This window comes from Lysinibacillus sp. S1, from assembly GCF_044986265.1.
In the GTDB taxonomy this organism is placed as follows: Bacteria; Bacillota; Bacilli; order Bacillales_A; family Planococcaceae; genus Lysinibacillus; species Lysinibacillus capsici.
The window spans coordinates 3,066,135-3,088,261 of sequence record NZ_CP173154.1 but is presented as its reverse complement, the minus strand read 5'-3'; the positions used below and the strand labels follow the sequence as shown (position 1 = coordinate 3,088,261).

Here is a 22,127-nt window from a genome sequence, read left to right as displayed (position 1 = left end):
AAATTATATATTAGATTTATACATTAACACCATTTACCCTAAAGCTAATAAAAGAAAGGGAGAAGCTTATGAATAAAATGATCATGCTGTTATTATTTGTACTACTTAGCTTAGTTGGACTTTTCTATACAAACATTTCTTTAACACTCATATGTATCGGAATGGTAGCTGCTTTTATTGGTACACTTGCGGGAGGTGGTGGACTAATTACACTTCCTGCCATGATGCTTGTCGGTATCCCTATTCAAACAAGTATTGCCACAAACAAATTTTCGACAGGCATTTCGTCTTTATCCAGTATTTTTTATCTACTCTATCAGAAGGAGCTACATCTCACATCTATCATCAAATATATAGCTCTTGCTATTGTTGGGGGGATTTGCGGCTCACTTTTAGCGGTTTCGCTGTCTGAGCAAACTATGAACTATATGGCCTGTGTACTACTTCTTTTGGCTTTAGTCGTAACTTTAAAAAATAAGGCGTGGACGGAAGTTCCTGATTCGCTAGAACATCAAGCACCTCATTTTTGGCAACCATTTTTCATCGCTATGTATGATGGTGGTTTCGGCCCTGGCTCTTCGACATTTAGCATCTTACACTATCTACGTACTCATCATACTTACATAAAGGCTGTACAGCTCACTCGAGTACTCCTCTTCGGGAGCTGTACAGGAGCATTTATTGTGTTTTATCACACTAGCTTTATTCAATGGCACTATGCATTTGCTATGGCAATTGGCTCCATTATAGGCTCCCAATTAGGTCTTATAGTGCTCCCATACATTCCATTAAAAATAGCCAAAACACTACTAACATTGATTATTATATTGTTGCTTGTTCAAGTTACATTGAAAATAATTTAATGACCACTACTCAAATGCTCATGAATTACCTTCCATTGATCCTTAACTAATGTAAAAATATTAGTTGCTCTACCGCTACCTGATACAAACTTTTCGTTATGATAGCCTTCATAGTGATATGTATAAAGACAGGTAGCCGTCGTTTCATCAACGGTTAACCATTTTACATCAGTAGCTGAATAAACCTCTTCTTTAATGACATTCCATGCATGCTTGAAATAAGCCTCAATCTCCTCTGTTGTTGTGCATGTTTTATCAGAGAACCAATAAATTGCTTGTGGATGCAAAATAGCCTTTACTTGATTAAAATCATGGGTATTTGTTGCTTGGATATAATGTTCCAATGCTTGTTGATGTGTCATCTTCACCTCTCCTTTTTTCACAATATTATCCGATAATTAACTTTTTATAAATCACTAGTTCTGTATCCCTTTCTGCTTTGACAGTAAATAGATGGCAGCTATAATTAAGAAAAAACCACAGACCTGAAGATTAGTTATTTTTTCATCCAATAGAATAGAAGATAAAATCATACTACTAATTGGCAATAAGCTAGTAAGTACGCCTGCCAAGATGCTGAAATTACTGCAAGACCCTGTTGCATCAAAAGAAACGCTATGACGGTTACAACAATGCCGAAATACAATACTAATCCCCACTCTGCAACTGATATTTCTTTAAATTCAAAATATCTGCTTTCAGCTACAGCAAATGGGAAAAATAATATGACGCCAAATAAGCTAACCATAGTTGAGACTGTAAGAGCACTCATACGATAAGAAATTAACTTACCAATGATGAGAAATAAAGATTCACAAAATACTGCACCTAAAATGAATAGATTGCCTAATAATGAAGTTGAATAATGGTTAGTAGTAGAATGGTTAGCAATGTTCATAAGGATAGCTCCCACTACGGCAAGAAGTATGCTAATACCCATATTCCTCGTTAATTTCTCCTTCAAAATAAAATAGGATAGGAATGCCGTGCAGACTGGCAGAGTACCAGTAATAATACCAGCTTCCATAGCAGTCGTTTTTGAAAGACCATGGAGCATTAATAGATTAAATAAAAACACCCCTAATAACGCTTGTAAAAAAATCGCTACTAACTCTTTTCTGTTTAATGTTGAAAATCCCTCTATCTTTATCCACAAAGGAATCAAAATAATTGCAGCCACAAGAAATCTTAGTTCATTAGCTAAGAAAATTGGAAAACTTTGAACAACCAATTTGCCCGCAACAACTGAACTACCAACGATACTCATCGCCACAATAACTTTCCCACTACTCCAGTTCCACCTACTCATTTTTCTATACTACTCGTTCCATGGATTCATTAATAATATCGGTTACTGCTAAATATAGGTTTTCAGGGTGTTCAGCAATTCGGTGGCAAAGATATAAGTACCACTCAATTCCATACGTTAAATATACTCTACAACGATAATCTTTCCTTCTTAATTCATTGAGTAATGTAGGGCGTACACCATAAAGCATCTCAACTTCAACATTTGGGTTCTCAAGATATTGACGTCGCTCTATCTCTTGAATAAGCATTTCATCATGTGTAGCGATTGATAACGGATGATTCGCATTTACTAACTGATCAACATAATCAAGATAATGCTTATTCAGTTCTTCTGATCTGATCATGGCTATATCGACAGACTCTTGAAAAGCCCCTTTAACAAGTCTTATTTTCCCTGGATATTGCATAAGTTCTTGTAAATCTATCTTTGTACGATAAAGATGCACTTGCAATGTAATCCCAACATTTGTATACTCCGTTGCTATTTTTTTGTAAAGAGTAATAATATCACTAGTCTTTGAGGACTCTTCCATACTTATCATCAAAGTTATTCCATACCGCTGAGCTTTTTGTGTAAGCTCTTCAAGATGCTTAAAAGCTATCTCAGCATTAATAGAAAGACCTATATGAGATAAATCGAAAGATACTGTTTGCTTCAAAGATAAAAACCCCATTTCCCCAATTACTTGTAAAAGCTCATCCTTTGCTCTTTGACAATCCCTTAAATTGGTTGTATTTTCCCCAATATATTCAATGGAGATATTATAATTGTCATTAAGATAATTACGTGCAGCAGCGATGGCATCCTCTCTTTTTTCTCCTGTTACATACCTTTTTGCTGCTTTCCATAATAATGGGTAGAGCTCTGTTGATTGCTGCACCGCATATTTCAAGCGCTCGTCTCGTGCCGCGGCTTTTAAGGCCTGAATCACTAATTCTTCTGTTTTCTTCATATTTATTCCCCCTCTTCGGTATTGGTAAGTATTTTATCATGATAAAATTGGTAACTGTAGAACCACTTTAAAGTGATTTTAAAGGTACCACTTTCAAATCGGAGGTATGTAAAATGTTATGGATACCTATAGATCGAGCATTAGATATTCCTTTAAATCGTCAAATCTATCAGCAAATACGGGAAAAAATTTTAAGTGGACAACTTCAGGCAGGTGAAAAATTAGTATCAACACGAGAGCTTTCAGTAGAATTAAAAGTATCAAGAAATGTCATATTAGAAGCTTATGATCAGTTACTTGCCGAAGGATTTTTATTTGCACGAAGAGGAGCTGGTACATTTGTTGCAGAAGGCACATTGTTACCACAACAGACCAAACCTCTTATTACAAATAAAGCAGGAGATCCAATAGTAGGGAAAGAGGTTGTAAACTTACGCTCGGGTATTCCAGCACTCGACTTGTTTCCTCGTAAAACTTGGGCGAGGATAAGTCACCAGCTATGGCACGATAGTGAGTCCTCCATATTAGGATACGGGGTTCCAGAGGGGCGCATAGAATTAAGGCATACTCTTGCCCACTACTTATTAAGGACAAGGGGCGTTGAATGTCATCCAGAGCAAATTATTATTACATCTGGTGCGACACAGGCAATGATGCTTGTGTCGAGATTATTGCTGTCATCTAATGATATTGCTATTATGGAAGATCCTATAACGAATGATATTCAAACTATCTTTAAAGCTTCTGGTGCTACCATTTATCCGGTACCAGTAGATGAATTCGGGATGAAAACAAGCCTATTACCAGATAATATAGATCCTAAACTTGTCTTTCTAACTCCCTCTCATCAATTTCCTTTAGGGAGTACCTTACCTATTCAGCGTAGAATTCAATTAATTGAGTATGCTAGAAAGAATCATTGCTTTTTAATAGAAGATGATTATGATAGTGAGTTTCGCTACGAAGGGCCACCTGTTAGCTCTTTACAGGGCCTAGATCCAGAGCTAGTTCTCTACATCGGTTCTTTTAGTAAAATTCTCTCTCCCGCATTAAGAATAGGATACATTATCCTTCCAACACAGCTTACTGAAAAATGCCGTCAATTAAAATGGTTTACGGACTTACATACACCTTCCTTAGACCAGCTTATCCTTTCTCGCTTTATACAGGAGGGCTATATGGAAAGACATATCACAAAAATGAAGAAGTTCTATAAAAGCCAACGTGATTTTCTGATTCAATGTTTACAATCCACTTTTTCACATAACATAAAAATATTTGGCTATTCTACAGGTATGCACTTAGTTGCAGAATTTGAGAAGATTGATTTTACACGAAACTTATTAGTGAAAATAGAACAATTTGGTGTAAAGGTTTACCCAGTAGAGGATCATACAATTCAAAAGGGAAAATATAATAACAGATTGATTATTGGCTATGGTCATTTACAAAAGCATGAAATTGAACTAGGCATCACTAGACTTTTTCAAGCAATTTATCATTAGGAGGATGTCTGTGCTAGCTACTATTGAAAAACAATCAAATTACCATATTGCTACATTCAAACGGCCATTACTATATTCAATAGATGCCGTTTGGGCCGCTATGACTAACAATGAAAACCTACAAAAATGGATGAGTAATTTAGAAATAATTGAGCTACGTAAGAACAGGAAAATACATTTTAATATGAATGATGGAACAGGTAATTTTGAGGAAATAACCATCACAGATTATGTTGAGAAAGAAGTATTAGAATTTGGTTGGGGAACAGATACGGTGAGATTTGAATTATTTTCTACTGAAAAGGGTTCTTTATTGGTATTAGTGGAGACACTTCAAAATCTGACAGAGCATACACCGAAGGATTTAGCAGGATGGCATATTTGTCTTGATATGTTAAAAGATCTACTAAATGGCGTTGACCATCAATATTTCCCAATGGATGAATGGCAGCAAAGATTCAGCGAATACCAAAAAATGCTGAATAGTATAAAGTAAAATAATACAAAAAATCCTAGAGCATCATTACTCTAGGATTTCTATTATTGATAAAAGGCTGTAGCAATTGCTAGTGCTTTTAAAGGATCTTTGATTGAATCCAGTGTGTAAACAAGCTTTTCATCCTGCCACACAATTAAATTACCTGATTGATAGACATCTAGCTGAGCCATGCCATATTGCCTTGGAATAGGCAGCATGTGGTTTTCTAAATACGCTACTGCCTGCTTAGCAAGTTTGACACCTGCATCAGGATTATCAGTTCGTGTATGAGTGGCAATTGCCCATCGCCCTTCGTTCCAACCAGTCCATAATGAACCAGCGCCTGCATCTTGATAACCTTTTATATTGTAACCAAGATCAACCTCTTGCCCGCCATTTTGATTAAAATTATCAAATGCTATCTGTGTGCTTGCACCTTCCACACTTTTATATTTCTTGACCAGCAATCTTCCAATAACAGTCGCTGATTTCTTTAATCGAATATCGTTAATTGGCATATTCTCTTTGCTCTCATAAAAAATAACTTCAACCTGGTCGCCCTGTGTTCTTGCTGTAGCTGATAAAAATGTACCCTCTGCAATAGGTAACGTTGTTGGCATTTTTATTGGAACATTGAAATGTATCTGCTCCTTTATTTGTTGAAGAGCTTCAGTTGCTTGAACCGTATCAATTTGATCATTATTAGACAGTGCTACAGATGTACTTGTTTCAATCTCATGTTCTTGTGCATTCTTATTTCGTTCAGCACAAGCACTTAAGCTACAAATGCTTAACAATAAAAAGAGAAATACTACCTTTTTCAACATGTTAACCCCCATTTAAGAAATGCCTTCTCTCCATATTTTCCCCTGAAAAAGGTTAACTTAAACGCTTCAGCTATCGAAGTTCATTGATGCGCTTCGTCAGCTCATTAAACTTCTGATCGAGCATGGTGTAGTCCTTATCTTTTACTGTTAGAAAGCTCAGTTTGCCTAAAATCTCTTGTCTTTCCGTTTCAAGCTTTAAACGGAGAGCCGCTGTATCATCCACTTTATTCGGTGTGACTTCTGTCCACTTTTTCTTGATGTGCTGACCGTGAAGCTCCCAAACACTGTTCGTGACTTTTTCTAGAAAGTATCGATCATGTGAAACGACAAGCAATGTTCCATTATATTGAGTAAGAGTATGCTCTAACTGCTCACGAGAAGGTAGATCAAGATGGTTTGTCGGCTCATCTAAAATAAGAACATTTTTATCCTCTAAAATATAAGCCATCAGCTTACACTTTACGCGTTCTCCCATACTCATTTTGCCTATGGGAGATGTCCAATGTGTCAGTGTAAACCCTAAATTCTTCATCAAGTTGCGCACTTTAGCACGCTCTTCAAATGTCTCTTGATAAAAATATTGCTCTGGTGTCTGATCAAGTGGTAAATCAAATACTTCCTGTGTCAGATAACCAATGTTTGCAGCTGGTGATACCCATACTTCACCCTCAGCTTCTAGCTTGCCTAAAAGAACTTTTAAAAAGCTTGTTTTCCCACTTCCATTCTTTCCTGTGATAGCTATCTTATCTCCAAATTGAGCCGTAATATTCACATCGTTAAATAGTATGCGTTCACCAAATTTTAAAGATAAATGCTTGATTTCCAGTAAGCGTTTGCCGACTCGTTGATTCGTGCCTAAAGAAAAACGAATCTCTGCTTCTGGCTCCACTGCTTCCACTCTTGTCTTCGCAAGTTCAGCCTCTAATCGCTTTTTCTTAGATTTCACCTGAGAATCTAAACGCTTTGCTTTCACACGATGGTACTCCTTAAAACCTTCCAGTTTTGTTGACTGGGCGTGGCCCTTTTGTGACCAAGACGTCAGTTCCGACATTTGAGCCTCAATTCGTTCAATGTTTTTTTGCTGCTTCTCGTAGGCACGTTGCTGTGTTAATCGTCGGTGTTCCCTATCAGCCATGTAGCTTGTATAATTGCCATCATGTTCAATCAGGCTTTTTGCCTCAATAGACCAGATTTTTGTGGCAACCTTATCTAAAAAATAGCGATCATGTGATACCACGATGATTGTCCCCTTATAGTTTTGTACTTGTCTGATGAGGAATGCGGTACTTTGTTCATCTAAATGATTCGTTGGTTCATCAAGTAATAAAATTTGAGCATTCTGGGAAAAACCTTCTGCAAGACGCATTTTCAGCTTTTCACCCCCACTTAACGCTGCARATGACACATTAGGTACCTGCCACTTAGCCAGCAGATCAGCTTCTCTTGCGGATACTTCTAGTTTGTCAAAATGAGCTAGCTCCTGTTCAACAAATGTAATTTTTAAAGCCTGTGCTCCCTGAATTACTCCCATAGTTGGTGATAATGTACCTTGAATCAATTGTAATAATGTCGATTTCCCAGCACCATTCCTCCCTATAATGCCGATGACTTCGCCTTTTTTTACTGTGCCTGTCACATGCTCAAATAACAACATATCCTTTATTTCATAACGTACATCCTGTAATTTKAAAAGTTACTTCATACTATCCATCCTCTCCAGTTGGAGGGAMAAAAAAATCMCTCCAATTCATTTGGAAGGATTAGTCGCTACAATATCATACACAAATAAGCTCCAAAACTATTGTGAAAACAAGCTTTGGAGTAGCTAATTATCGGCAGTGGTTTGCGAATATAAAGCAATTATTATGAAAAATGGGCAGACTAATCCTATTTTTGTTGTTCGTGAAATATAAAATTTCCTATACAAAAATTAAGATTAGTTATTCATTAGCCACCCATCTTCCCTTCATTCATCGTTATCGTCATTGTAACATCATTTTTTTAAAAATAAAACTCCATACCTTGAGCTAAGTCTATCTAAAACATTCATAGGAACGAATTTGGCTTCTAGAAATGGTACGGAAATACCAGCCATATCTTCGACTCCATCTAAAGCCAGCAATGATTTCCCTTCCTACAGCTGTTGGGAAAAACCAAAAACTTCTACCACTATTCATCCAAATATACGTATTTCTAAATAAACAGGAGCGTATACCACTAGAACCTTCTCGCCAAGCAGGAATTGGTGGTGAAAAACCTGGTGGTGTGCTTATGGGCATTTGTCCTGCGGGAGGGGGGCCGAAATGAGTTGGCCCAAATGACGTTGTTTCAAAATCATTATAACCTCCCCAACCACCAGGTCTTCTAAAATTATCTTCTCTAAATGGATTATTATACACACAAACCCTCCTTTTACATTATTCAATATATGTAAAAGGGCGATTCACCGTTGAGCCATTGCCCATTTACCAAAGGTTACCTAGTTCCTATTATTATATAATGGAAGGAAAATCATTCAAAAAGGAGTACTTATGAAAAAATTATTGATACTCTTATTAGCCCTGCTTATCTCAGGTAGTATGTGGATGCTGCTTGCTAAAAATTCAGTCTCTTCTTCCACAAGTATCCAAGCAAAGCTTGCTGATGTGAAAGATTACACATACTACTTAGATAAAGGCAACGATGCCATTGGCAAGAGCATGACGAAGTTAGATTTAGTGATTGTAGAACCTCTTGAAATGCAGCAAAAGTATATCGTCAATGCTCAAAAAAGCGGTACTTTAGTGTACGGCTATATTAATGTGATGGAAGCAGACAAATGGAATACAGCACTCTATCAACAATTGAAGGAAGAAGATTTTTATCGAGACAAACAGGGTGAAAGAATGTATTTTGCCAAATGGGATTCTTTTTTAATGGATTTGACTTCTACGCACTATCAAGACATTTTGCTAGCAGAAATAGAGCAGCAAATTGTTCAGAAAGGCTTAGACGGTGTGTTTTTAGATACGGTTGGTAATATCAATTCCTATTTACCTGAAGATGAACAAAAGTGGCAAAATGAAGCCATGTTATCTTTTATCCAACAAATCAAAAAACGACATCCAAATATATCTGTTGCTCAAAATTGGGGATTTCAAACACTCGCCGATTATACAGCACCATTTATTGATTTTATTATGTGGGAGGATTTTTCGTATCCTGTGGTAGGAAAAGATGAATGGTCACTCGATATGATGCAACAGCTTGTCCACATACGCAATAAATTWGGTACACAAGTGATGACAATTGGTTTTGAAGAAGAAGCAAAAAGCCGTGCTTTAGCTGAGAAGCATCACTTCAAATTCTTTTACAGTCCTGCTGGCTCTTACTATAATAGCTGGCAATCATCCTTACTTCCCTCTGACAAACGACTGTTTTGAGGGATATTTGTTTAAGAGCTCATCTCAGGGGTAGACTAAAAGAAAATCAGCTTGAGGTGATAGGATTGGATACGACCAATATGTATGAAGAACAAAAACATAAGCATGAAAATCGCTTTCAATATAAGCAGCGTAACATGTGGACTGGGATTTTATTTGGGCTTGGGGTTGTTGCATTTATAGATGAGGTGATTTTTCACCAATTATTACACTGGCATCATTTCTATGATAAGTCTACAGCAGCTATTGGACTAGTTTCAGATGGTTTATTTCATGCATTCAGCTTTTTTGCTACGATTGGATCTGCTTTTTTATTGGCTGATCTACATAGAAAACATGGGTTTTGGCTAAAAAGATGGCTAGGCGGTATTTTTCTTGGAGCAGGCTCATTTCAGCTTTACGATGGAATTATACAACATAAATTCATGAAACTTCACCAAATTCGTTACAATGTTGAAATACTTCCCTATGATATCGTTTGGAACATTTTGGCGGCGCTATTAATAATTATCGGTATTGTCTTACTGCTCCAAACAAATCAAAAAGATCGATAGGAGGTGGCGCATCTTGCATTCTCACGATGTTCATGCTCAAAACTTTCCTATGATGGTTCAGCTTTTACTGGCCTTGCCATTTGTTCTAGCTCTTATAGGCTATATGCTCGCTGTTATGATTTCTAATCAACATAAAAAACGATGGCCTCATTTCCGTACTTTCTGTTAGATTGTTGTAAATGTCTGTGCTCTGATTACATTAATCGGCCCATTGGCTGCTCTTAGTCATATTCATTTTGACGCACATATGATAGGACATTTATTGCTTGGCATGCTGGCACCATTACTTATGGCTTTAGCAGCACCCATGACTCTGCTGTTAAGAACCTTACCAGTAAACAAGGCACGTATTCTCTCTCGGCTACTAAAAAATCCGTATGTTCGTTTTATTCGTCATCCAATTATTGCATCTATTCTAAATGTAGGAGGCCTATGGTTACTCTATACAACCTCACTTTTCAATTTGATGCATGAACATATACTACTGTATGTATTCATTCATCTCCATATTTTTCTAGCGGGTTATTTGTTTACTATTGCCTTTATTTATATTGATCCTACTCCACATTCATACTCTTATGTTTTTCGATCCCTTACATTAGTAGTAGCATTGGCTGCTCATGCCATATTGGCAAAATTTATTTTTGCAAATCCGCCTCATCATGTACCATCCACTGAGGCAGAACTAGGTGCTAAGATCATGTACTACGGTGGAGATGCTATTGAAATCCTTCTTGTGTATATTCTCTTTTATCAATGGTTTAAAAGCACAAGGAATAGTATTCACCCCAAAGCAGCTACTTCATCACGCTAATCTCGCCCTGTTGATTAGGCTAAATAGGATTGGATAATCCGCCAGTCCTCTAGCTTTTCAGTGAACGTTTTAATATTTTTCCCTGGTATTGGACTTGTTGATGGCATTTTTTTATAGGCTCGTCCTTCTAGAAGCCCTAAGCCAATATGCTTTTTAAAAACCTCAAATGCTTTCGCTCCATTAAAAAGCACTAATTGAATATTAGGGTATTGTTCAAAAAGGGTTTGAAAATCATTGGGCTTTTCATTGCGTATCGCTGCATCTAAACTTCCTTCACGTTCACAAGTTGCAATCGTGTCCCAAAGACCGATTGCATTGTTTTTTAATAAGTCTATTCTCTCTGTATAATCATTTGGAATCGCTATCTGTAATAACTCACCCATAATAGGCCAAAAGTGATTGCGTGGATTGCCATAGTACTGCTGTTTCTCTAACGATTGTTTTCCTGGCATGGATCCAACAATGAGCACCCTTGTTGATGAGTCTACAATTGGTAATAATATATTTTTTAATTCATTGGACACAACAATCACTCCTTTTCTCTATTGTAGCGGAAAATTCGAACCAGTAAGTAAATCTTGGCTTGAAATGAACAAGGGATGTTGGCATGAATGGTTCATTTTATACGACTGCACAATTTTGTAGCCTATACAGTAGCCTATCCAAGGTGGAAGGGCCCCCCCGTATAGAAATGGATGATGTTGTTTGATTCCTTGGAGTTGTAAATTCGGTAAAAAATGATGCTCCCATAAAGCTAAAAGTTCTTTTTCTGAGTAGGATTGTAACCAAGGAGCAATCCACCTTTCTCCGTATAAATCTTTCACCGCATCTTCTGCTAAGCCTTCTAAAATGAGAGAATCCAATAAAGTCATATCATCTAAAGTTTTTTTTAATATGTGTATACGACAAACATGGTTATATTCATGAGCAAATAATGCTTGAAGCTCCTGCTTTTCTAAATCACCCACAAATAAAAAAAGCGAATGAGGATAAGCGACACCATTTTTATTGGTTATCGTTTGCTGCTGAGTAATTGGGAAAATATAAATTGGTATTGATGGGCCATTCCATTTCCTCTGTAAGTATAGGAACTCCTGCTGTACACTGGCCCATAATTTTTGCCTCTTTAATTTTTCAACATCGACTTCCTCATGAGGTAAAAAAAGACCCTGTTGCTGTAATGTATAGTGAATTTCTTCTGGAAGCCCATCTCGAAATAGTTTGACTAATCGACCGCAAAGAATCGAGCATTGTAAGCTTGTTCGCTCATCCTTTCTAGTTGATTTTCTAGCACTTACAAATTCATCTAACCACTTATCCGTTGACACAACTGCCATATTATCACCTCTTCACAGCATATGTCTTGAATAGACAATCGGCTAGTGATAAATGCATCAAATCGCATATATTAGCTTGTAATGACAATGAAAGGAGGGATATGTGTGAATCCAGCTGATGCTTATAGTCTTTGCTGTAAATATCATGGTAAACGTGTTCGAATCTCGGATTCATCTGGTAAAGTACATGTTGGAGAAATCACAAGGGTAGATAGAAGACAGGTATGGATTCTACCTGATAGAAGATATAGTGGTTATGGTTTAGGGTTTTGGGGATTTGGAGGAGAAGGTTTTGGCTATGGAATTGCTCTAGGAACAATTTTAGGTATTGCGCTAGCTCCAATTATTTTCTTCTAATTCAAACCTTTTATTTAAATGAAAAAGAAGCCATTTCAAACATTCTTGAGATGGCTAATTTTTCATTATTGAACTTGTTCTTGTTGCTGTTTGCTTTCAATCAGCTCGGATATTGTAACAAATGTGTAGCCTTGCTTTTTTAATGCAGGTAGTATTTCTTCTAGTGCTTGAATTGTTTGTGTACGGTTCCCGCCACCATCATGAAATAAAATAACATCTCCAGGCCTTGTTCCCTTCATTACCTTTTGCACAATTTTCCTTACACCAGGCTCTTTCCAATCTTGCGTATCCTGATGCCAGGACCACATTACTACCTTATAGCCGTCCTTAACAGCAGCATTAATCATAGCATCCGTGTAATTTCCACCAACGGGACGGAATAAAACTGGGGAAAAACCAGTAATACTATAAATCGTGTCATTTGTCTTTTGAAGCTCCTCTTGCAATTTTTTGATGGAAACTTTAAATGGATGTGTATACGTATGATTTGCTAATTCATGGCCTTCTGTATAAGAACGTAAAACAAGCTCTGGATATTTTTCTGCATTTTTTCCAATAATAAAAAAGGTGGCTTTTGCATCATATTTTGCTAATAAATCTAGCACAGCTGCTGTGTATTTAGGATGTGGACCATCATCAAAGGTGAGTGCAACAATTTTATCCTCTGTTTTGATATCCCAAACAACTTCACCTGTCTCCTCATAATAAGGACGACCTCTATCTGCGTAGCCTTCCTGCACTAAAAATCCCGAGATGATTAAAAAGAAAACCATAAAAATGAATACGTAATTACGTGTCATAGCATCACCTCCCAAGTCCGAAATCACAGAACTCCGTCAACTTACTATTTACGAATTACCCGGAAATATACTTGTGAAGGATTGTCTGTTTTCTCCTTTTAATTATTTCAAAAAAATTTTAAACGTTCTTTATAATTTTGAACAATATGTGAAAATCTTTGAATAGTACTTTATTTTTTTATTTATTGATGTAAAATTAAATCAAATCTGATATATAACAGTTATTATAAATATATAAATGTTATGCAACACAATAAAGGGGATGACATATATGTGGATTATTACAGTATTTGAAGAAAACACTTATCGCATGTTTGAGTACAGTTCTAAACGTGAGGCAACAAATGCATTACATAAATTTAAAGAAACTGCTTTGCTTTCTTATACAAGATAAGAAAGGATAAATGGAATCTATTCATTTGAGTAGATTCCTTTTTGTTATAAAGTACCTCCGATGCTTCCCCTCATTCCTTTCATCCTTATACATCTAGCAACATATTTAGTTTTTTTTTCATGAAAATGTCGAACACCTTGCTAGCCTTCACCATATGTATATAGAGAAAAGGAGTGATTTCAATGGTGACAATTGAACCTATTATGATTAAAGGGCATTTCTTCACTGCAGTAGTTGTTCAATTACCTAAAACAACATTACTAACTATTTCTAATGATACAGGCTACATTATGTGTGGTGCTTTAGATGTCGGCCTATTAAATAGTCGCTTAGTTGATCGGAAAATTATTGCTGGTCGTGCAGTAGGCGTGAAAACAATTGACGAGCTATTAACAGCTCCATTAGAATCTGTAACATATGAAGCAGAACAGCTTGGTATTACAGAAGGAATGACTGGTGTAGAGGCACTTTTAAAAATGATCTAATTGGCTAAAAAAGCGTCAACTAGACGCTTTTCTTTTTTGTTTGCTAACTATTTGAATAAGCAATTTCCCCATTTCCCATACTGTTTGACAAAGGGAGTTGTTAGTATGAATAGTAGGCAACATGTTAAAATACACGCCACCTTACTTATTATTGTTTTAATTGTTTTCATCTGGTCTGTTATAAAGCCGTCCTCCTATTTAGATTGGCTAGCTGAAGTCAGTCCTGGAATTGTGGCAATAACAGTCGTTGTTTGCATTTATCATAAATTTCGCTTTACCACATTTTCTTATTTTATTATCGCTCTCTTGTCGATCCTGACATTTATAGGTGGGCATTATACCTATTCGGAAGTCCCTCTTTTTAATTGGATAAAAGATGAATTTCATTTACAACGTAATCACTATGATAGGTTTGGCCATTTTTTAAAAGGTTTATTAGCCATCGTAATAAGGGAAATACTAATCAGGAAAACACCACTTACAAAAGGAGCTTGGCTTACAGGTATTACGATCAGTATTCTGCTCGCAATTGCTGCTTTTTATGAAATCATTGAATGGTTAAGTACAAGAATCTCGAAGGGAAGTAAAGGAGCAAAGGATTTTTTAGGCAAGCAGGGAGATAAATGGGATGCACAATGGGACATGTTTTTAGCCTTGCTGGGAGCTATTTTAGCTTTACTTCTATTCACAAAGCTCCATGACAAATTTTTAAAAAGAATAAACAAATCCTAAATATTTTTGCATAGCATGATTATATAACCTATGAAAGGTGGTATTAGATGTACTATGCACAGGTCAATCAACAAACACATCATCCATCACGTACTATGATTGTAATCGGCTATGGACAGGTAATGGCTACACCAAGCTCTGTACAATTACAAATTGAAGTCCAAACACAGGGCAACCATGTACAAGGTCCTCAACAGGAAAATGCGGCAATCATGAATGAAGTTATGCAATCACTTATCGCACTTGGTATTCCAAGAGAACAAATTCAAACGGCTAGTTATACAATCACACCACTATATAATTTCGAAGATGGCAAACAAATTTTTAATGGCTATGAAGTAGTCAACGCCATTTCCGTCAACGTTTCGGATACCAATGATTTGGGCTTAATCATTGATACGGCTGTAGAAAATGGGGCAAATCGAATAACCAATATTCAGTTCAAAATGGACCATACCGATGCTTACTATCAGCAAGCATTAAGTTTAGCGCTACAGAATGCTCAATTGAAGGCGAAAACAATAGCAGAAACTATGCACCTGCCTTTGCAGCCACTCCCTGTAGAGATTGTGGAAGAGCAGGCTAACACACCTATCCTTTATCGCTCTATGGCTGTATCCTCGGGAATCACGCCTATAGAACAGGGACAAATTGCTATTGATGCTACTGTTCGTGTAAAATTTCAATACTAAAGTTAGGAGCCTTCCGCTAGTCAAAGTGTAGAAGGCCCTCATTTATTTTACAAGTGTATTTTTTTCAATAAGGATTTCATCATCCTGAGTTTTAATAACCATATCAAAATGTTGGCAATGTGGATGCATAAATAATTCATATTGAATACGTCGCTCATCATGTGATTGTTTTAAATAATTTATATCTGTCCCTCTTTCAAGCACATCACGATCTGATCTTCTCTTAAGCTCTGTAGCCCCATCCGTATAAAAATAAATCTTTAAATCGAATAACTGCGGATCTATAAATGCTACACACATTCCTTCTACTATCGTGATCTGTTTTTTCGAAGATATTAATGTACTTTTCATATAATGTGTATCGATTGTCATTAAATCGAGTCCTACTCTTATCATCTAAACATCTCGCTCCAAGAAGGGCAGATGTTGAGCAGCGGGATGACAAGCCGTCATTTTAAAACGATGATGTTCATTTTGATATGTATAATCAAGTATAGTTTGTTTGCGAATATCAGAATTCACAATATACGGATCAGTATTTAAATAATTCACTTCATCTTTATCTAAAGCATGTATAAGTTTTTTGGCAAATGTCGTTTTTCCAGCAGCTCCATGACCAGAAATGCCGATTATGATTTTTTTATCAGCTTGTTTAACCCATCTTAAAATTTCTTTTAATATCGTCTCCATCTTACTCGCCTTCACTATAAAAGGTATGGCAAGAAACAATTCCTACCATACCACTTAATATTAGCCTTCATTATACGGGGAATCCCATATTCGCTCTATCATTACTCCATTATGCTTAGGGCTTAGTAGAAAAACATCTGGGTTGCTTAAATTTTTCCAACAGTGAAAATCAACATCCTTATCATAATACTTCAGTAGCAAAGAGATGATATTGCCATGACTCACAATTAATGTATTATCAACATCCTGAGCAAATGCATCTTTTACAAGGTCTACAATTCGATGCATCGCTTCATTACTGGATTCTCCACCATCATATTTTAAATCCATATCAACAAATGTCGCCTGTAATTTTTCGTACCAATCTGGAAAATCTCTAGTACTTAAAAGGCGCTCCGAAAGACGTTCATCAATTTCAATCGTTATACTTTCTCTGCTACTTAATGGTTCAATGGATTGGATTGCTCGTAAGAAAGGGCTAGATACAATTCGATCAATTTTTAGATTCTTGAAAAATTCAGCTAAACTATTTGCTTGCTCTATTCCCTTCTGTGTTAAGGGTGCATCTAGTGATTGTCCTTGTGCTAGACAATGTCTAATGACATAAATTTTCCCCATAAAAACCTCCTAATTTAGAAAGTCATTTATAAACGATTATTATACCCCGTTTTCTAAATAGCTCCGATTTAAATGTTCCTATTCATTATCTCACTTGTTCTACATTTTTCCGCCCAAAATAATTCGTCCCTATCACACCAATAATAATCATGATGCCACCAATAAGATGATATAGATGGAAATCTTCCTGTAAAAATAAGACCCCTGCCAAAATAGTAATAAGTGTTGCAAAATTGCTAAAGACACTCATTTTAGATGCTTCCAATTTAGATAAAGCATAATTAGATAAATAGGATGTACCAAGTGAAGATAGTATACCTAAATATAAAATAGCGAAGACAAAATGAGCATGTGTTAATGGCTTAAAAAATTCATTGAGTGTTCCATTCATCATATGACTTCCAAGAGCCATTCCATTAAAAATAACAAATCCACACAATGTCATGACATATGTTAATGCTAGTAAAGAATATTTCTTGGTAAGCCCTCTAGCAAAAATATTATAAAGTGATGTCGCAATCGCTGATAGTAAAATAAATCCACTTCCTATGACATTTCCTGTAGTAGTATTTGCTCCATTCATCATTAACAGATAGATGACACCAAGTACGGACAAACTTACAGATACAAGTTGACCCCGAGTAGCTTTTTCCTTTAACAATAAACCTGCCAATGCTAATGTAAAAATAGGAATTGTCGCTTGAATAATTCCCGCCTCTGATGAGGAAATTTTAGCAAGTCCAAGCACTTGAAACGTAAAAAAAGCAATTGGATACAAGATGGCTAACGGTAATATTTTTAGTATGTCCTGCATGTTCATTATTAGCTTATTTTTTGTCATTACCATGATTATAACAATACCGATGAATGCAAAAGTAAAACGATGTGCAAGTATATCAATAGGACTTGCTACAGTCAACGTAACTTTCACAAACATAAATGAGAGCCCAATGACAAATGCATAAATTATTGCTGCTATATAGGCATTTCTATTTTCTGACATAGGATCGTACTCCTTCTTTAAACATTCCGGCCGGTATAGTTATCGTATTAAATAGAGAACTTATTGACGATATAAAAAAAACACATCTGTACCGATACAGATGTGCTGGAGGTTATGTATGCTTAAATACGAATGGATTTATTCTCAGCTCCTGACTCAGATCCAAACAGGCTCACTTCAAGCAGGGGCAAAACTCCCCTCGATTCGCCAGTTATCACAGCAATTTTCCTGTAGTAAGAGTACGATTTTAGCATCTTTAAAAAAACTGGAGGATCAGCATCTTATCTATTCAATGCTTAAAAGTGGCTACTATGTTGTTGATCATCAACTGCCCATCCAACCAAAAATGAAAAATTACATAGATTTTGCTACATCTTCGCCCAATTGGCATGCATTCCCTTATCAAGATTTTCAGCATTGTATTAATAAGGCCATCGACATATACCAAGCAGATTTATTTAGATATGGGACACCAAAAGGCCTACCGTCATTAATAGCGGAAGCAAAAAAACTATTAACAAGCTATCAGCTGTTTACAAAGGAAGAAAATATTTTCATTACTTCAGGTGTCCAACAATCTCTATCCTTGCTAAGTATAATGCCCTTTCCAAATGGTCGCTCAACGATCTTAGTGGAACAACCTAGCTATCATTTGTATATGGATTATTTAAAAACCTATGAACTTCCGGCAATGGGCATCAAAAGAACAACGGATGGCATTGATTTAGATGAATTAGAAAACATTTTTAGTAAACACGACATAAAGTTTTTTTATACGATGCCACGTCTGCACAACCCTCTAGGAACTTCCTATAGTAAAAAAGAAAAGGATTCAATACGAAAACTTGCCTATAAATATAATGTGTATATAGTTGAAGATGATTATTTAGCGGATTTTGAGCAAAATACAAAAATAGATCCCCTATTTACGGAGGATACACAGGATCGGGTTATTTATTTAAAAAGCTTTTCTAAAATTATGTTTCCTGGCTTACGTATCGGACTTGCCGTATTACCAAATGTTTTGATTAATACCTTTCAACAGTATAAAAATACCACTGATATTGATAGCTCCATGATCTCCCAAGCTGCATTAGAGCTCTACTTGAAAAGTGGTATGTTTGAACGTTATCAGAAGAAAGTCAGTGAAGCTTATGCAAGCCGAGCAAATCAACTTCAACAATCTATAGCAACTCATCTGGCAGACTATCAATCCTCAAAGGAAATCTGTATGCATAGCCATATCATTCTACCGAGACAGGTGAATACTTCTAAGATTATTGATCATTTGGCACAACAAAATATTTTGTTAGATCCTATTAAACGCAATTATTTAGATGCATTTTATCGGGAACGTATTATCAAACTAAATGTATCGAATATAGACGAATCCAAGATTGATGTTGGCATAAGGGAAATTGCGCTAGCCCTTCATAACACGAGCAATTATTTCTAAAGAACATTATTCATGAAACCTTATTGTAGCTCATATAATTAGACATCATAAATTGGTTCAATAAGGAGGATTCAATGCAATCTGAGAAATTGCGACTAAGGAAGATTCAACGTCTTGCATATGAAATTATGGATGAGATGCACAAAGAAAAGCATCGCACAGAAATGCACAAATTAATTCCGATTATTGATAACTTGTCGCGGGCAATTGGGGATTTAACAGATTCTGTTGGTAAATACTCACTGGATTATGTAGAAGAAAAAGTAAAAAATGCCCATGCTCTTTTATTTAACAAWGAAAAGGTAGATATTGATGTCTAATTATAGAGCTAAAGGGTAACCATATACATGGCTACCCTTTTGGCATTAATGCGTTTCAGGTTCGAATGTTTTACAGTCTGTTTCCTCGCTGTTGGAAGCATGTTGTCCCTTTTGGCTGACAACATAAATTTTTTCAGCTGTGCATTTGTTACCAGAATCCCAAAATGTGCAGTTATTGACTTCACAAAGAATTTCTTGTGCCATCGTCTCACACCTCCTCCTTGTTATCTTTAACAAATTAGAGGTAATCAATACGTTATTCAAAAAAGTCATCTTGCACTTTTGTCAGTGCTGTCTGATTCACTCCATACTGAAGWCTAGATTAGTAGGATGATTTGATAAATGTTCCTGCGTAAGCATATTTGTTGAGGGTACCTTGTTGTCAACTTCTTCAAAACGGAAGCCATCTGCCCAGACTTTACCCGAACCAATTAGTAACACACCAAAATAAATGGAATTACCTTCTTCAGGTACGTCTAAGACAATAGAATAATGATTCCATTCAGTAGAACCTGTCACAGGGCGTTGATCCATATTATCAAATTGAATCGTATCACCTGTACCATTGTCAATACGCATCCATGCACCACACTTTGTAGCATCTGCCGTCTTTAAGTAGCATGACATTTTCAAGCGTTTCCCTTTATAGTCAGCTGCCTGAAAACCCTGCATCATTGTAGCAAATTGACCATGATTTGCTGAGGCAGTTGTGGAATACAATACTCCTGAACGCTTCCCTGAATGAAATACCTTGTCATCTGTATGAAATTTATACAATTCGGGATTAGCACCACTCAACACCCAACCTTTAACCTGTTCAACTGTTTCCATGTAATGTTCCTCCTCCATCATATTTAATGATTGCATTACTTTTCGATACTTTCCTGGTGGTAAAGCATAAACTTCTTTAAAGGCTCTTGTAAAAGCCTCTTGTGATTGAAACTGAAGTGTTACAGCAATCGTTAATATCGATACATTAGAGTACATCAAATAACTCGCTGCCATAGCTAGCCGACGTATACGAATATATTCACCAATCGTAATTCCCGTTTCTTGCTTAAAAATTCGGCTTAGATGGTACTTCGAATAGCCAGCAGTATTAGGAAGACATTCAAAAGAAATTTCTTCCATCAATTGCTCCTCGATATAGGCAATAGTTCTTTGTGTCGCTTGACTATACTCCATGTTACTCACCTCATCTTTATCATAATGGAGAAGGAAACAGATTTTTTGATGGAGGTTGCTAAATTTAGCTTAATCAATTATTTTTGTTGGTGTTGCTTCTTGCACAACGATGAGACCATCATAAGCTTCCTCAGGTGTCATTTTAATGGTGTACAGCATTTGTGTCAGCTTATACCACGGACGAAAATCATCGCCGATATTGCCCATTCTTTGCTTTTTGGAAAGAATATTCGCCAGCTCCTTCGATTGTTTGGCAGCTTCAAAATCCACATAAAAGATGTTATTATCAATGTCACTAAAGGCATCCACTAAAGCATTGTGATGCTCAATCGTATATTCCTTTCGTGCTCCAGACCCATTTTGTGCCTGGAATGTATTTTTCACAAAGTCTGTGCCAATCGCAAAATATTGATCTTTATATATCTCACTTAAATAATGCCCCATCGATTGATAGCCTGCCATCGTAGCAGAAGTTTTCTCAATATGACCATTATGAGCAGACATTAATACAACAACAACACCTAGTGTCACTTCATCTTCAACAATAGACTGCAAATTGTCAGCTAAATATTCGTCCCTTAAATTCATATAATTACCATCATTTAAAAATAATTGCGTACGCTGCTTCATAATTTGCGCATATTGAACAGCAAATGCGAATTCATCCTTTGAAGATTTTTGCTCATACATCGCTTTGTTTGATTGTAAATCGTTGATTATTGTATCAATGGTTTTATCAAGCTCAAGTAGCTGACTATCCGATAAATCTCTCATCGTTTTGTTGGAAACATGCTCTAGCTTAGTCGTGAATTTTCGTGCATTGTCAGCATGTACCTTGGCGTAAAAATCAAGTAACCCCTTTTTGCTGTAATCATAGCGTTGCATATCATTTCCATAAAAGTAAATTTTATCTTGAACATCAACTGTCTGATTATAGTCATGCATCCACTGCACAAACTCTACCATTTGTTCTGTTTTGTAGATGCCATAGTCTAACGCTTTTATAGCTTCCTCCGCCGTTCCGACACCGTTTTCGATAAATTGATTTATCTGCTGGGCCCCACCAAAATCTCCTTCTAAAACGAAAACATGGACATTTTCATTTTTTATCATCGCTTCAAATACATCTTTTTTTAATGTTTGAAATTCGATATTGCCATGTGTTGCTTCCCCAAAACCAATAATTTTTACATCATCAGGAATGTTGATATCTTTAATTTCATTCGTATATTGTGCGGCATCTTTTACTGCCTCTCTCTGTCCACATCCTACTAAAGCTACTAATAGCATCGATGCAGTTAAAAAACGTAAGCTACGTTTCAGCATTCTCA

Annotated in this window: 24 protein-coding genes and 4 pseudogenes; 13 read left to right on the top strand and 15 right to left on the bottom strand. The window is 36.3% G+C overall.

All coding sequences use genetic code 11. The features are described 5' to 3' along the window. The first annotated feature begins 68 nt into the window (after window positions 1-68). On the top strand, window positions 69-863 hold the full coding sequence (locus tag ACHZEU_RS15360; protein ID WP_404803536.1) for a sulfite exporter TauE/SafE family protein: 795 nt from the start codon (window positions 69-71) through the stop codon (window positions 861-863). Here the strand turns inward: ACHZEU_RS15360 and ACHZEU_RS15355 are convergent. The 3 genes and pseudogenes from ACHZEU_RS15355 to ACHZEU_RS15345 form a co-directional block, all read right to left on the bottom strand. Continuing rightward, complete coding sequence (locus ACHZEU_RS15355; RefSeq protein ID WP_048394078.1) at window positions 860-1,225, bottom strand: DUF4440 domain-containing protein; 366 nt, start codon at window positions 1,223-1,225, stop codon at window positions 860-862. The genes ACHZEU_RS15360 and ACHZEU_RS15355 overlap by 4 nt on opposite strands. A gap of 54 nt (window positions 1,226-1,279) precedes the next feature. Beyond that, window positions 1,280-2,130: pseudogene (locus ACHZEU_RS15350) on the bottom strand (DMT family transporter). A 46-nt stretch (window positions 2,131-2,176) separates the two neighbouring features. After that, a complete protein-coding gene (locus ACHZEU_RS15345; RefSeq protein WP_048394075.1) occupies window positions 2,177-3,127 on the bottom strand; it encodes a proline dehydrogenase family protein in 951 nt (316 codons plus the stop codon). A gap of 113 nt (window positions 3,128-3,240) precedes the next feature. Here ACHZEU_RS15345 and ACHZEU_RS15340 point away from each other — a divergent pair, with 113 nt between their 5' ends. Then, window positions 3,241-4,632: a PLP-dependent aminotransferase family protein gene (locus ACHZEU_RS15340; protein WP_048394073.1), complete on the top strand. Its 1,392-nt coding sequence runs from the start codon at window positions 3,241-3,243 to the stop codon at window positions 4,630-4,632. Window positions 4,633-4,636: 4 nt separating this feature from the next. After that, window positions 4,637-5,128 (top strand): SRPBCC family protein, encoded by a 492-nt coding sequence (locus tag ACHZEU_RS15335; RefSeq protein ID WP_404803535.1) that lies wholly within the window; start codon window positions 4,637-4,639, stop codon window positions 5,126-5,128. Between the two features lie 44 nt (window positions 5,129-5,172). On the opposite strand, the gene ACHZEU_RS15330 is transcribed toward ACHZEU_RS15335, so the two are convergent. From ACHZEU_RS15330 to ACHZEU_RS15320, 3 genes and pseudogenes are all read right to left on the bottom strand, one after another. After that, on the bottom strand, window positions 5,173-5,937 hold the full coding sequence (locus ACHZEU_RS15330) for a hypothetical protein (RefSeq protein WP_231595682.1): 765 nt from the start codon (window positions 5,935-5,937) through the stop codon (window positions 5,173-5,175). Between the two features lie 70 nt (window positions 5,938-6,007). Then, a pseudogene (abc-f, locus tag ACHZEU_RS15325) lies at window positions 6,008-7,639 on the bottom strand (ribosomal protection-like ABC-F family protein). A gap of 331 nt (window positions 7,640-7,970) precedes the next feature. After that, a complete protein-coding gene (locus ACHZEU_RS15320) occupies window positions 7,971-8,336 on the bottom strand; it encodes a hypothetical protein (RefSeq protein ID WP_082148158.1) in 366 nt (121 codons plus the stop codon). 132 nt (window positions 8,337-8,468) lie between these two features. Between ACHZEU_RS15320 and ACHZEU_RS15315 the strand changes: the two genes are divergently transcribed. The 3 genes and pseudogenes from ACHZEU_RS15315 (at window position 8,469) to ACHZEU_RS15305 (ending at window position 10,727) form a co-directional block, all read left to right on the top strand. Then, window positions 8,469-9,359, top strand: coding sequence for an endo alpha-1,4 polygalactosaminidase (locus tag ACHZEU_RS15315; protein ID WP_404803534.1), 891 nt, complete (start codon window positions 8,469-8,471; stop codon window positions 9,357-9,359). Between the two features lie 80 nt (window positions 9,360-9,439). After that, window positions 9,440-9,913 (top strand): DUF2243 domain-containing protein, encoded by a 474-nt coding sequence (locus ACHZEU_RS15310; RefSeq protein WP_181574671.1) that lies wholly within the window; start codon window positions 9,440-9,442, stop codon window positions 9,911-9,913. Window positions 9,914-9,926: 13 nt separating this feature from the next. Next, window positions 9,927-10,727 (top strand): annotated as a pseudogene (locus tag ACHZEU_RS15305) (cytochrome c oxidase assembly protein). A gap of 14 nt (window positions 10,728-10,741) precedes the next feature. On the opposite strand, the gene ACHZEU_RS15300 reads toward ACHZEU_RS15305, so the two are convergent. Then, on the bottom strand, window positions 10,742-11,251 hold the full coding sequence (locus tag ACHZEU_RS15300; protein ID WP_048394061.1) for a DNA-deoxyinosine glycosylase: 510 nt from the start codon (window positions 11,249-11,251) through the stop codon (window positions 10,742-10,744). 18 nt (window positions 11,252-11,269) lie between these two features. After that, entirely contained in the window at window positions 11,270-12,064 is a 795-nt protein-coding gene (locus tag ACHZEU_RS15295) for a DUF2268 domain-containing protein (protein ID WP_048394058.1), read from the bottom strand. 105 nt (window positions 12,065-12,169) lie between these two features. Here ACHZEU_RS15295 and ACHZEU_RS15290 point away from each other — a divergent pair, with 105 nt between their 5' ends. Beyond that, window positions 12,170-12,421: a hypothetical protein gene (locus ACHZEU_RS15290; RefSeq protein ID WP_259950507.1), complete on the top strand. Its 252-nt coding sequence runs from the start codon at window positions 12,170-12,172 to the stop codon at window positions 12,419-12,421. Window positions 12,422-12,486: 65 nt separating this feature from the next. On the opposite strand, the gene ACHZEU_RS15285 is transcribed toward ACHZEU_RS15290, so the two are convergent. Next, window positions 12,487-13,221: a polysaccharide deacetylase family protein gene (locus ACHZEU_RS15285; protein ID WP_053075725.1), complete on the bottom strand. Its 735-nt coding sequence runs from the start codon at window positions 13,219-13,221 to the stop codon at window positions 12,487-12,489. Between the two features lie 271 nt (window positions 13,222-13,492). Here ACHZEU_RS15285 and ACHZEU_RS15280 point away from each other — a divergent pair, with 271 nt between their 5' ends. The 4 genes from ACHZEU_RS15280 to ACHZEU_RS15265 all read left to right on the top strand — a co-directional run bounded on the left by ACHZEU_RS15280 (window position 13,493) and on the right by ACHZEU_RS15265 (window position 15,524). Beyond that, window positions 13,493-13,615, top strand: coding sequence for a hypothetical protein (locus tag ACHZEU_RS15280; protein ID WP_004231718.1), 123 nt, complete (start codon window positions 13,493-13,495; stop codon window positions 13,613-13,615). A gap of 182 nt (window positions 13,616-13,797) precedes the next feature. Continuing rightward, window positions 13,798-14,100 carry a YunC family protein gene (locus ACHZEU_RS15275; protein WP_004231716.1) on the top strand — a complete coding sequence of 101 codons (303 nt, stop codon included), beginning with the start codon at window positions 13,798-13,800 and terminating at the stop codon, window positions 14,098-14,100. A 105-nt stretch (window positions 14,101-14,205) separates the two neighbouring features. Beyond that, window positions 14,206-14,832, top strand: a complete 627-nt coding sequence (locus tag ACHZEU_RS15270) for a DUF2238 domain-containing protein (RefSeq protein WP_048394057.1) — start codon at window positions 14,206-14,208, stop codon at window positions 14,830-14,832. Between the two features lie 47 nt (window positions 14,833-14,879). Continuing rightward, a complete protein-coding gene (locus ACHZEU_RS15265; protein ID WP_048394056.1) occupies window positions 14,880-15,524 on the top strand; it encodes an SIMPL domain-containing protein in 645 nt (214 codons plus the stop codon). A 42-nt stretch (window positions 15,525-15,566) separates the two neighbouring features. On the opposite strand, the pseudogene ACHZEU_RS15260 reads toward ACHZEU_RS15265, so the two are convergent. From ACHZEU_RS15260 to ACHZEU_RS15250, 3 genes and pseudogenes are all read right to left on the bottom strand, one after another. Next, window positions 15,567-16,214 (bottom strand): annotated as a pseudogene (locus tag ACHZEU_RS15260) (uridine kinase). Window positions 16,215-16,274: 60 nt separating this feature from the next. Next, window positions 16,275-16,832, bottom strand: a complete 558-nt coding sequence (locus ACHZEU_RS15255) for a histidine phosphatase family protein (RefSeq protein ID WP_048394052.1) — start codon at window positions 16,830-16,832, stop codon at window positions 16,275-16,277. 85 nt (window positions 16,833-16,917) lie between these two features. Further along, entirely contained in the window at window positions 16,918-17,835 is a 918-nt protein-coding gene (locus tag ACHZEU_RS15250; RefSeq protein ID WP_048394051.1) for a DMT family transporter, read from the bottom strand. A 118-nt stretch (window positions 17,836-17,953) separates the two neighbouring features. On the opposite strand from ACHZEU_RS15250, the gene ACHZEU_RS15245 reads away from it, so the two are divergent. Beyond that, window positions 17,954-19,291, top strand: a complete 1,338-nt coding sequence (locus ACHZEU_RS15245) for a PLP-dependent aminotransferase family protein (RefSeq protein ID WP_048394049.1) — start codon at window positions 17,954-17,956, stop codon at window positions 19,289-19,291. A gap of 74 nt (window positions 19,292-19,365) precedes the next feature. After that, window positions 19,366-19,611, top strand: coding sequence for a group-specific protein (locus tag ACHZEU_RS15240; RefSeq protein WP_404803533.1), 246 nt, complete (start codon window positions 19,366-19,368; stop codon window positions 19,609-19,611). Between the two features lie 45 nt (window positions 19,612-19,656). Here the strand turns inward: ACHZEU_RS15240 and ACHZEU_RS15235 are convergent, their stop codons facing one another. The 3 genes from ACHZEU_RS15235 to ACHZEU_RS15225 all read right to left on the bottom strand — a co-directional run bounded on the left by ACHZEU_RS15235 (window position 19,657) and on the right by ACHZEU_RS15225 (window position 22,122). Further along, window positions 19,657-19,815, bottom strand: coding sequence for a DUF1540 domain-containing protein (locus ACHZEU_RS15235; protein ID WP_004231699.1), 159 nt, complete (start codon window positions 19,813-19,815; stop codon window positions 19,657-19,659). A gap of 96 nt (window positions 19,816-19,911) precedes the next feature. Continuing rightward, complete coding sequence (locus ACHZEU_RS15230) at window positions 19,912-20,796, bottom strand: helix-turn-helix transcriptional regulator (protein ID WP_404803532.1); 885 nt, start codon at window positions 20,794-20,796, stop codon at window positions 19,912-19,914. Between the two features lie 69 nt (window positions 20,797-20,865). Continuing rightward, window positions 20,866-22,122, bottom strand: a complete 1,257-nt coding sequence (locus tag ACHZEU_RS15225) for an erythromycin esterase family protein (protein WP_404803531.1) — start codon at window positions 22,120-22,122, stop codon at window positions 20,866-20,868. Window positions 22,123-22,127 lie beyond the last annotated feature (5 nt).

Coding starts and splice junctions, on each gene's coding strand:
- ACHZEU_RS15270 (WP_048394057.1), top strand. CDS start 14,206: ATGAATAGTAGGCAACATGTTAAAATACACGCCACCTTACTTATTATT.
- ACHZEU_RS15295 (WP_048394058.1), bottom strand. CDS start 12,064: ATGGCAGTTGTGTCAACGGATAAGTGGTTAGATGAATTTGTAAGTGCT.
- ACHZEU_RS15340 (WP_048394073.1), top strand. CDS start 3,241: ATGTTATGGATACCTATAGATCGAGCATTAGATATTCCTTTAAATCGT.
- ACHZEU_RS15345 (WP_048394075.1), bottom strand. CDS start 3,127: ATGAAGAAAACAGAAGAATTAGTGATTCAGGCCTTAAAAGCCGCGGCA.
- ACHZEU_RS15310 (WP_181574671.1), top strand. CDS start 9,440: ATGTATGAAGAACAAAAACATAAGCATGAAAATCGCTTTCAATATAAG.
- ACHZEU_RS15250 (WP_048394051.1), bottom strand. CDS start 17,835: ATGTCAGAAAATAGAAATGCCTATATAGCAGCAATAATTTATGCATTT.
- ACHZEU_RS15285 (WP_053075725.1), bottom strand. CDS start 13,221: ATGACACGTAATTACGTATTCATTTTTATGGTTTTCTTTTTAATCATC.
- ACHZEU_RS15225 (WP_404803531.1), bottom strand. CDS start 22,122: ATGCTGAAACGTAGCTTACGTTTTTTAACTGCATCGATGCTATTAGTA.
- ACHZEU_RS15235 (WP_004231699.1), bottom strand. CDS start 19,815: ATGGCACAAGAAATTCTTTGTGAAGTCAATAACTGCACATTTTGGGAT.
- ACHZEU_RS15335 (WP_404803535.1), top strand. CDS start 4,637: ATGTCTGTGCTAGCTACTATTGAAAAACAATCAAATTACCATATTGCT.
- ACHZEU_RS15265 (WP_048394056.1), top strand. CDS start 14,880: ATGTACTATGCACAGGTCAATCAACAAACACATCATCCATCACGTACT.
- ACHZEU_RS15275 (WP_004231716.1), top strand. CDS start 13,798: ATGGTGACAATTGAACCTATTATGATTAAAGGGCATTTCTTCACTGCA.
- ACHZEU_RS15280 (WP_004231718.1), top strand. CDS start 13,493: ATGTGGATTATTACAGTATTTGAAGAAAACACTTATCGCATGTTTGAG.
- ACHZEU_RS15330 (WP_231595682.1), bottom strand. CDS start 5,937: ATGTTGAAAAAGGTAGTATTTCTCTTTTTATTGTTAAGCATTTGTAGC.
- ACHZEU_RS15360 (WP_404803536.1), top strand. CDS start 69: ATGAATAAAATGATCATGCTGTTATTATTTGTACTACTTAGCTTAGTT.
- ACHZEU_RS15245 (WP_048394049.1), top strand. CDS start 17,954: ATGCTTAAATACGAATGGATTTATTCTCAGCTCCTGACTCAGATCCAA.
- ACHZEU_RS15355 (WP_048394078.1), bottom strand. CDS start 1,225: ATGACACATCAACAAGCATTGGAACATTATATCCAAGCAACAAATACC.
- ACHZEU_RS15255 (WP_048394052.1), bottom strand. CDS start 16,832: ATGGGGAAAATTTATGTCATTAGACATTGTCTAGCACAAGGACAATCA.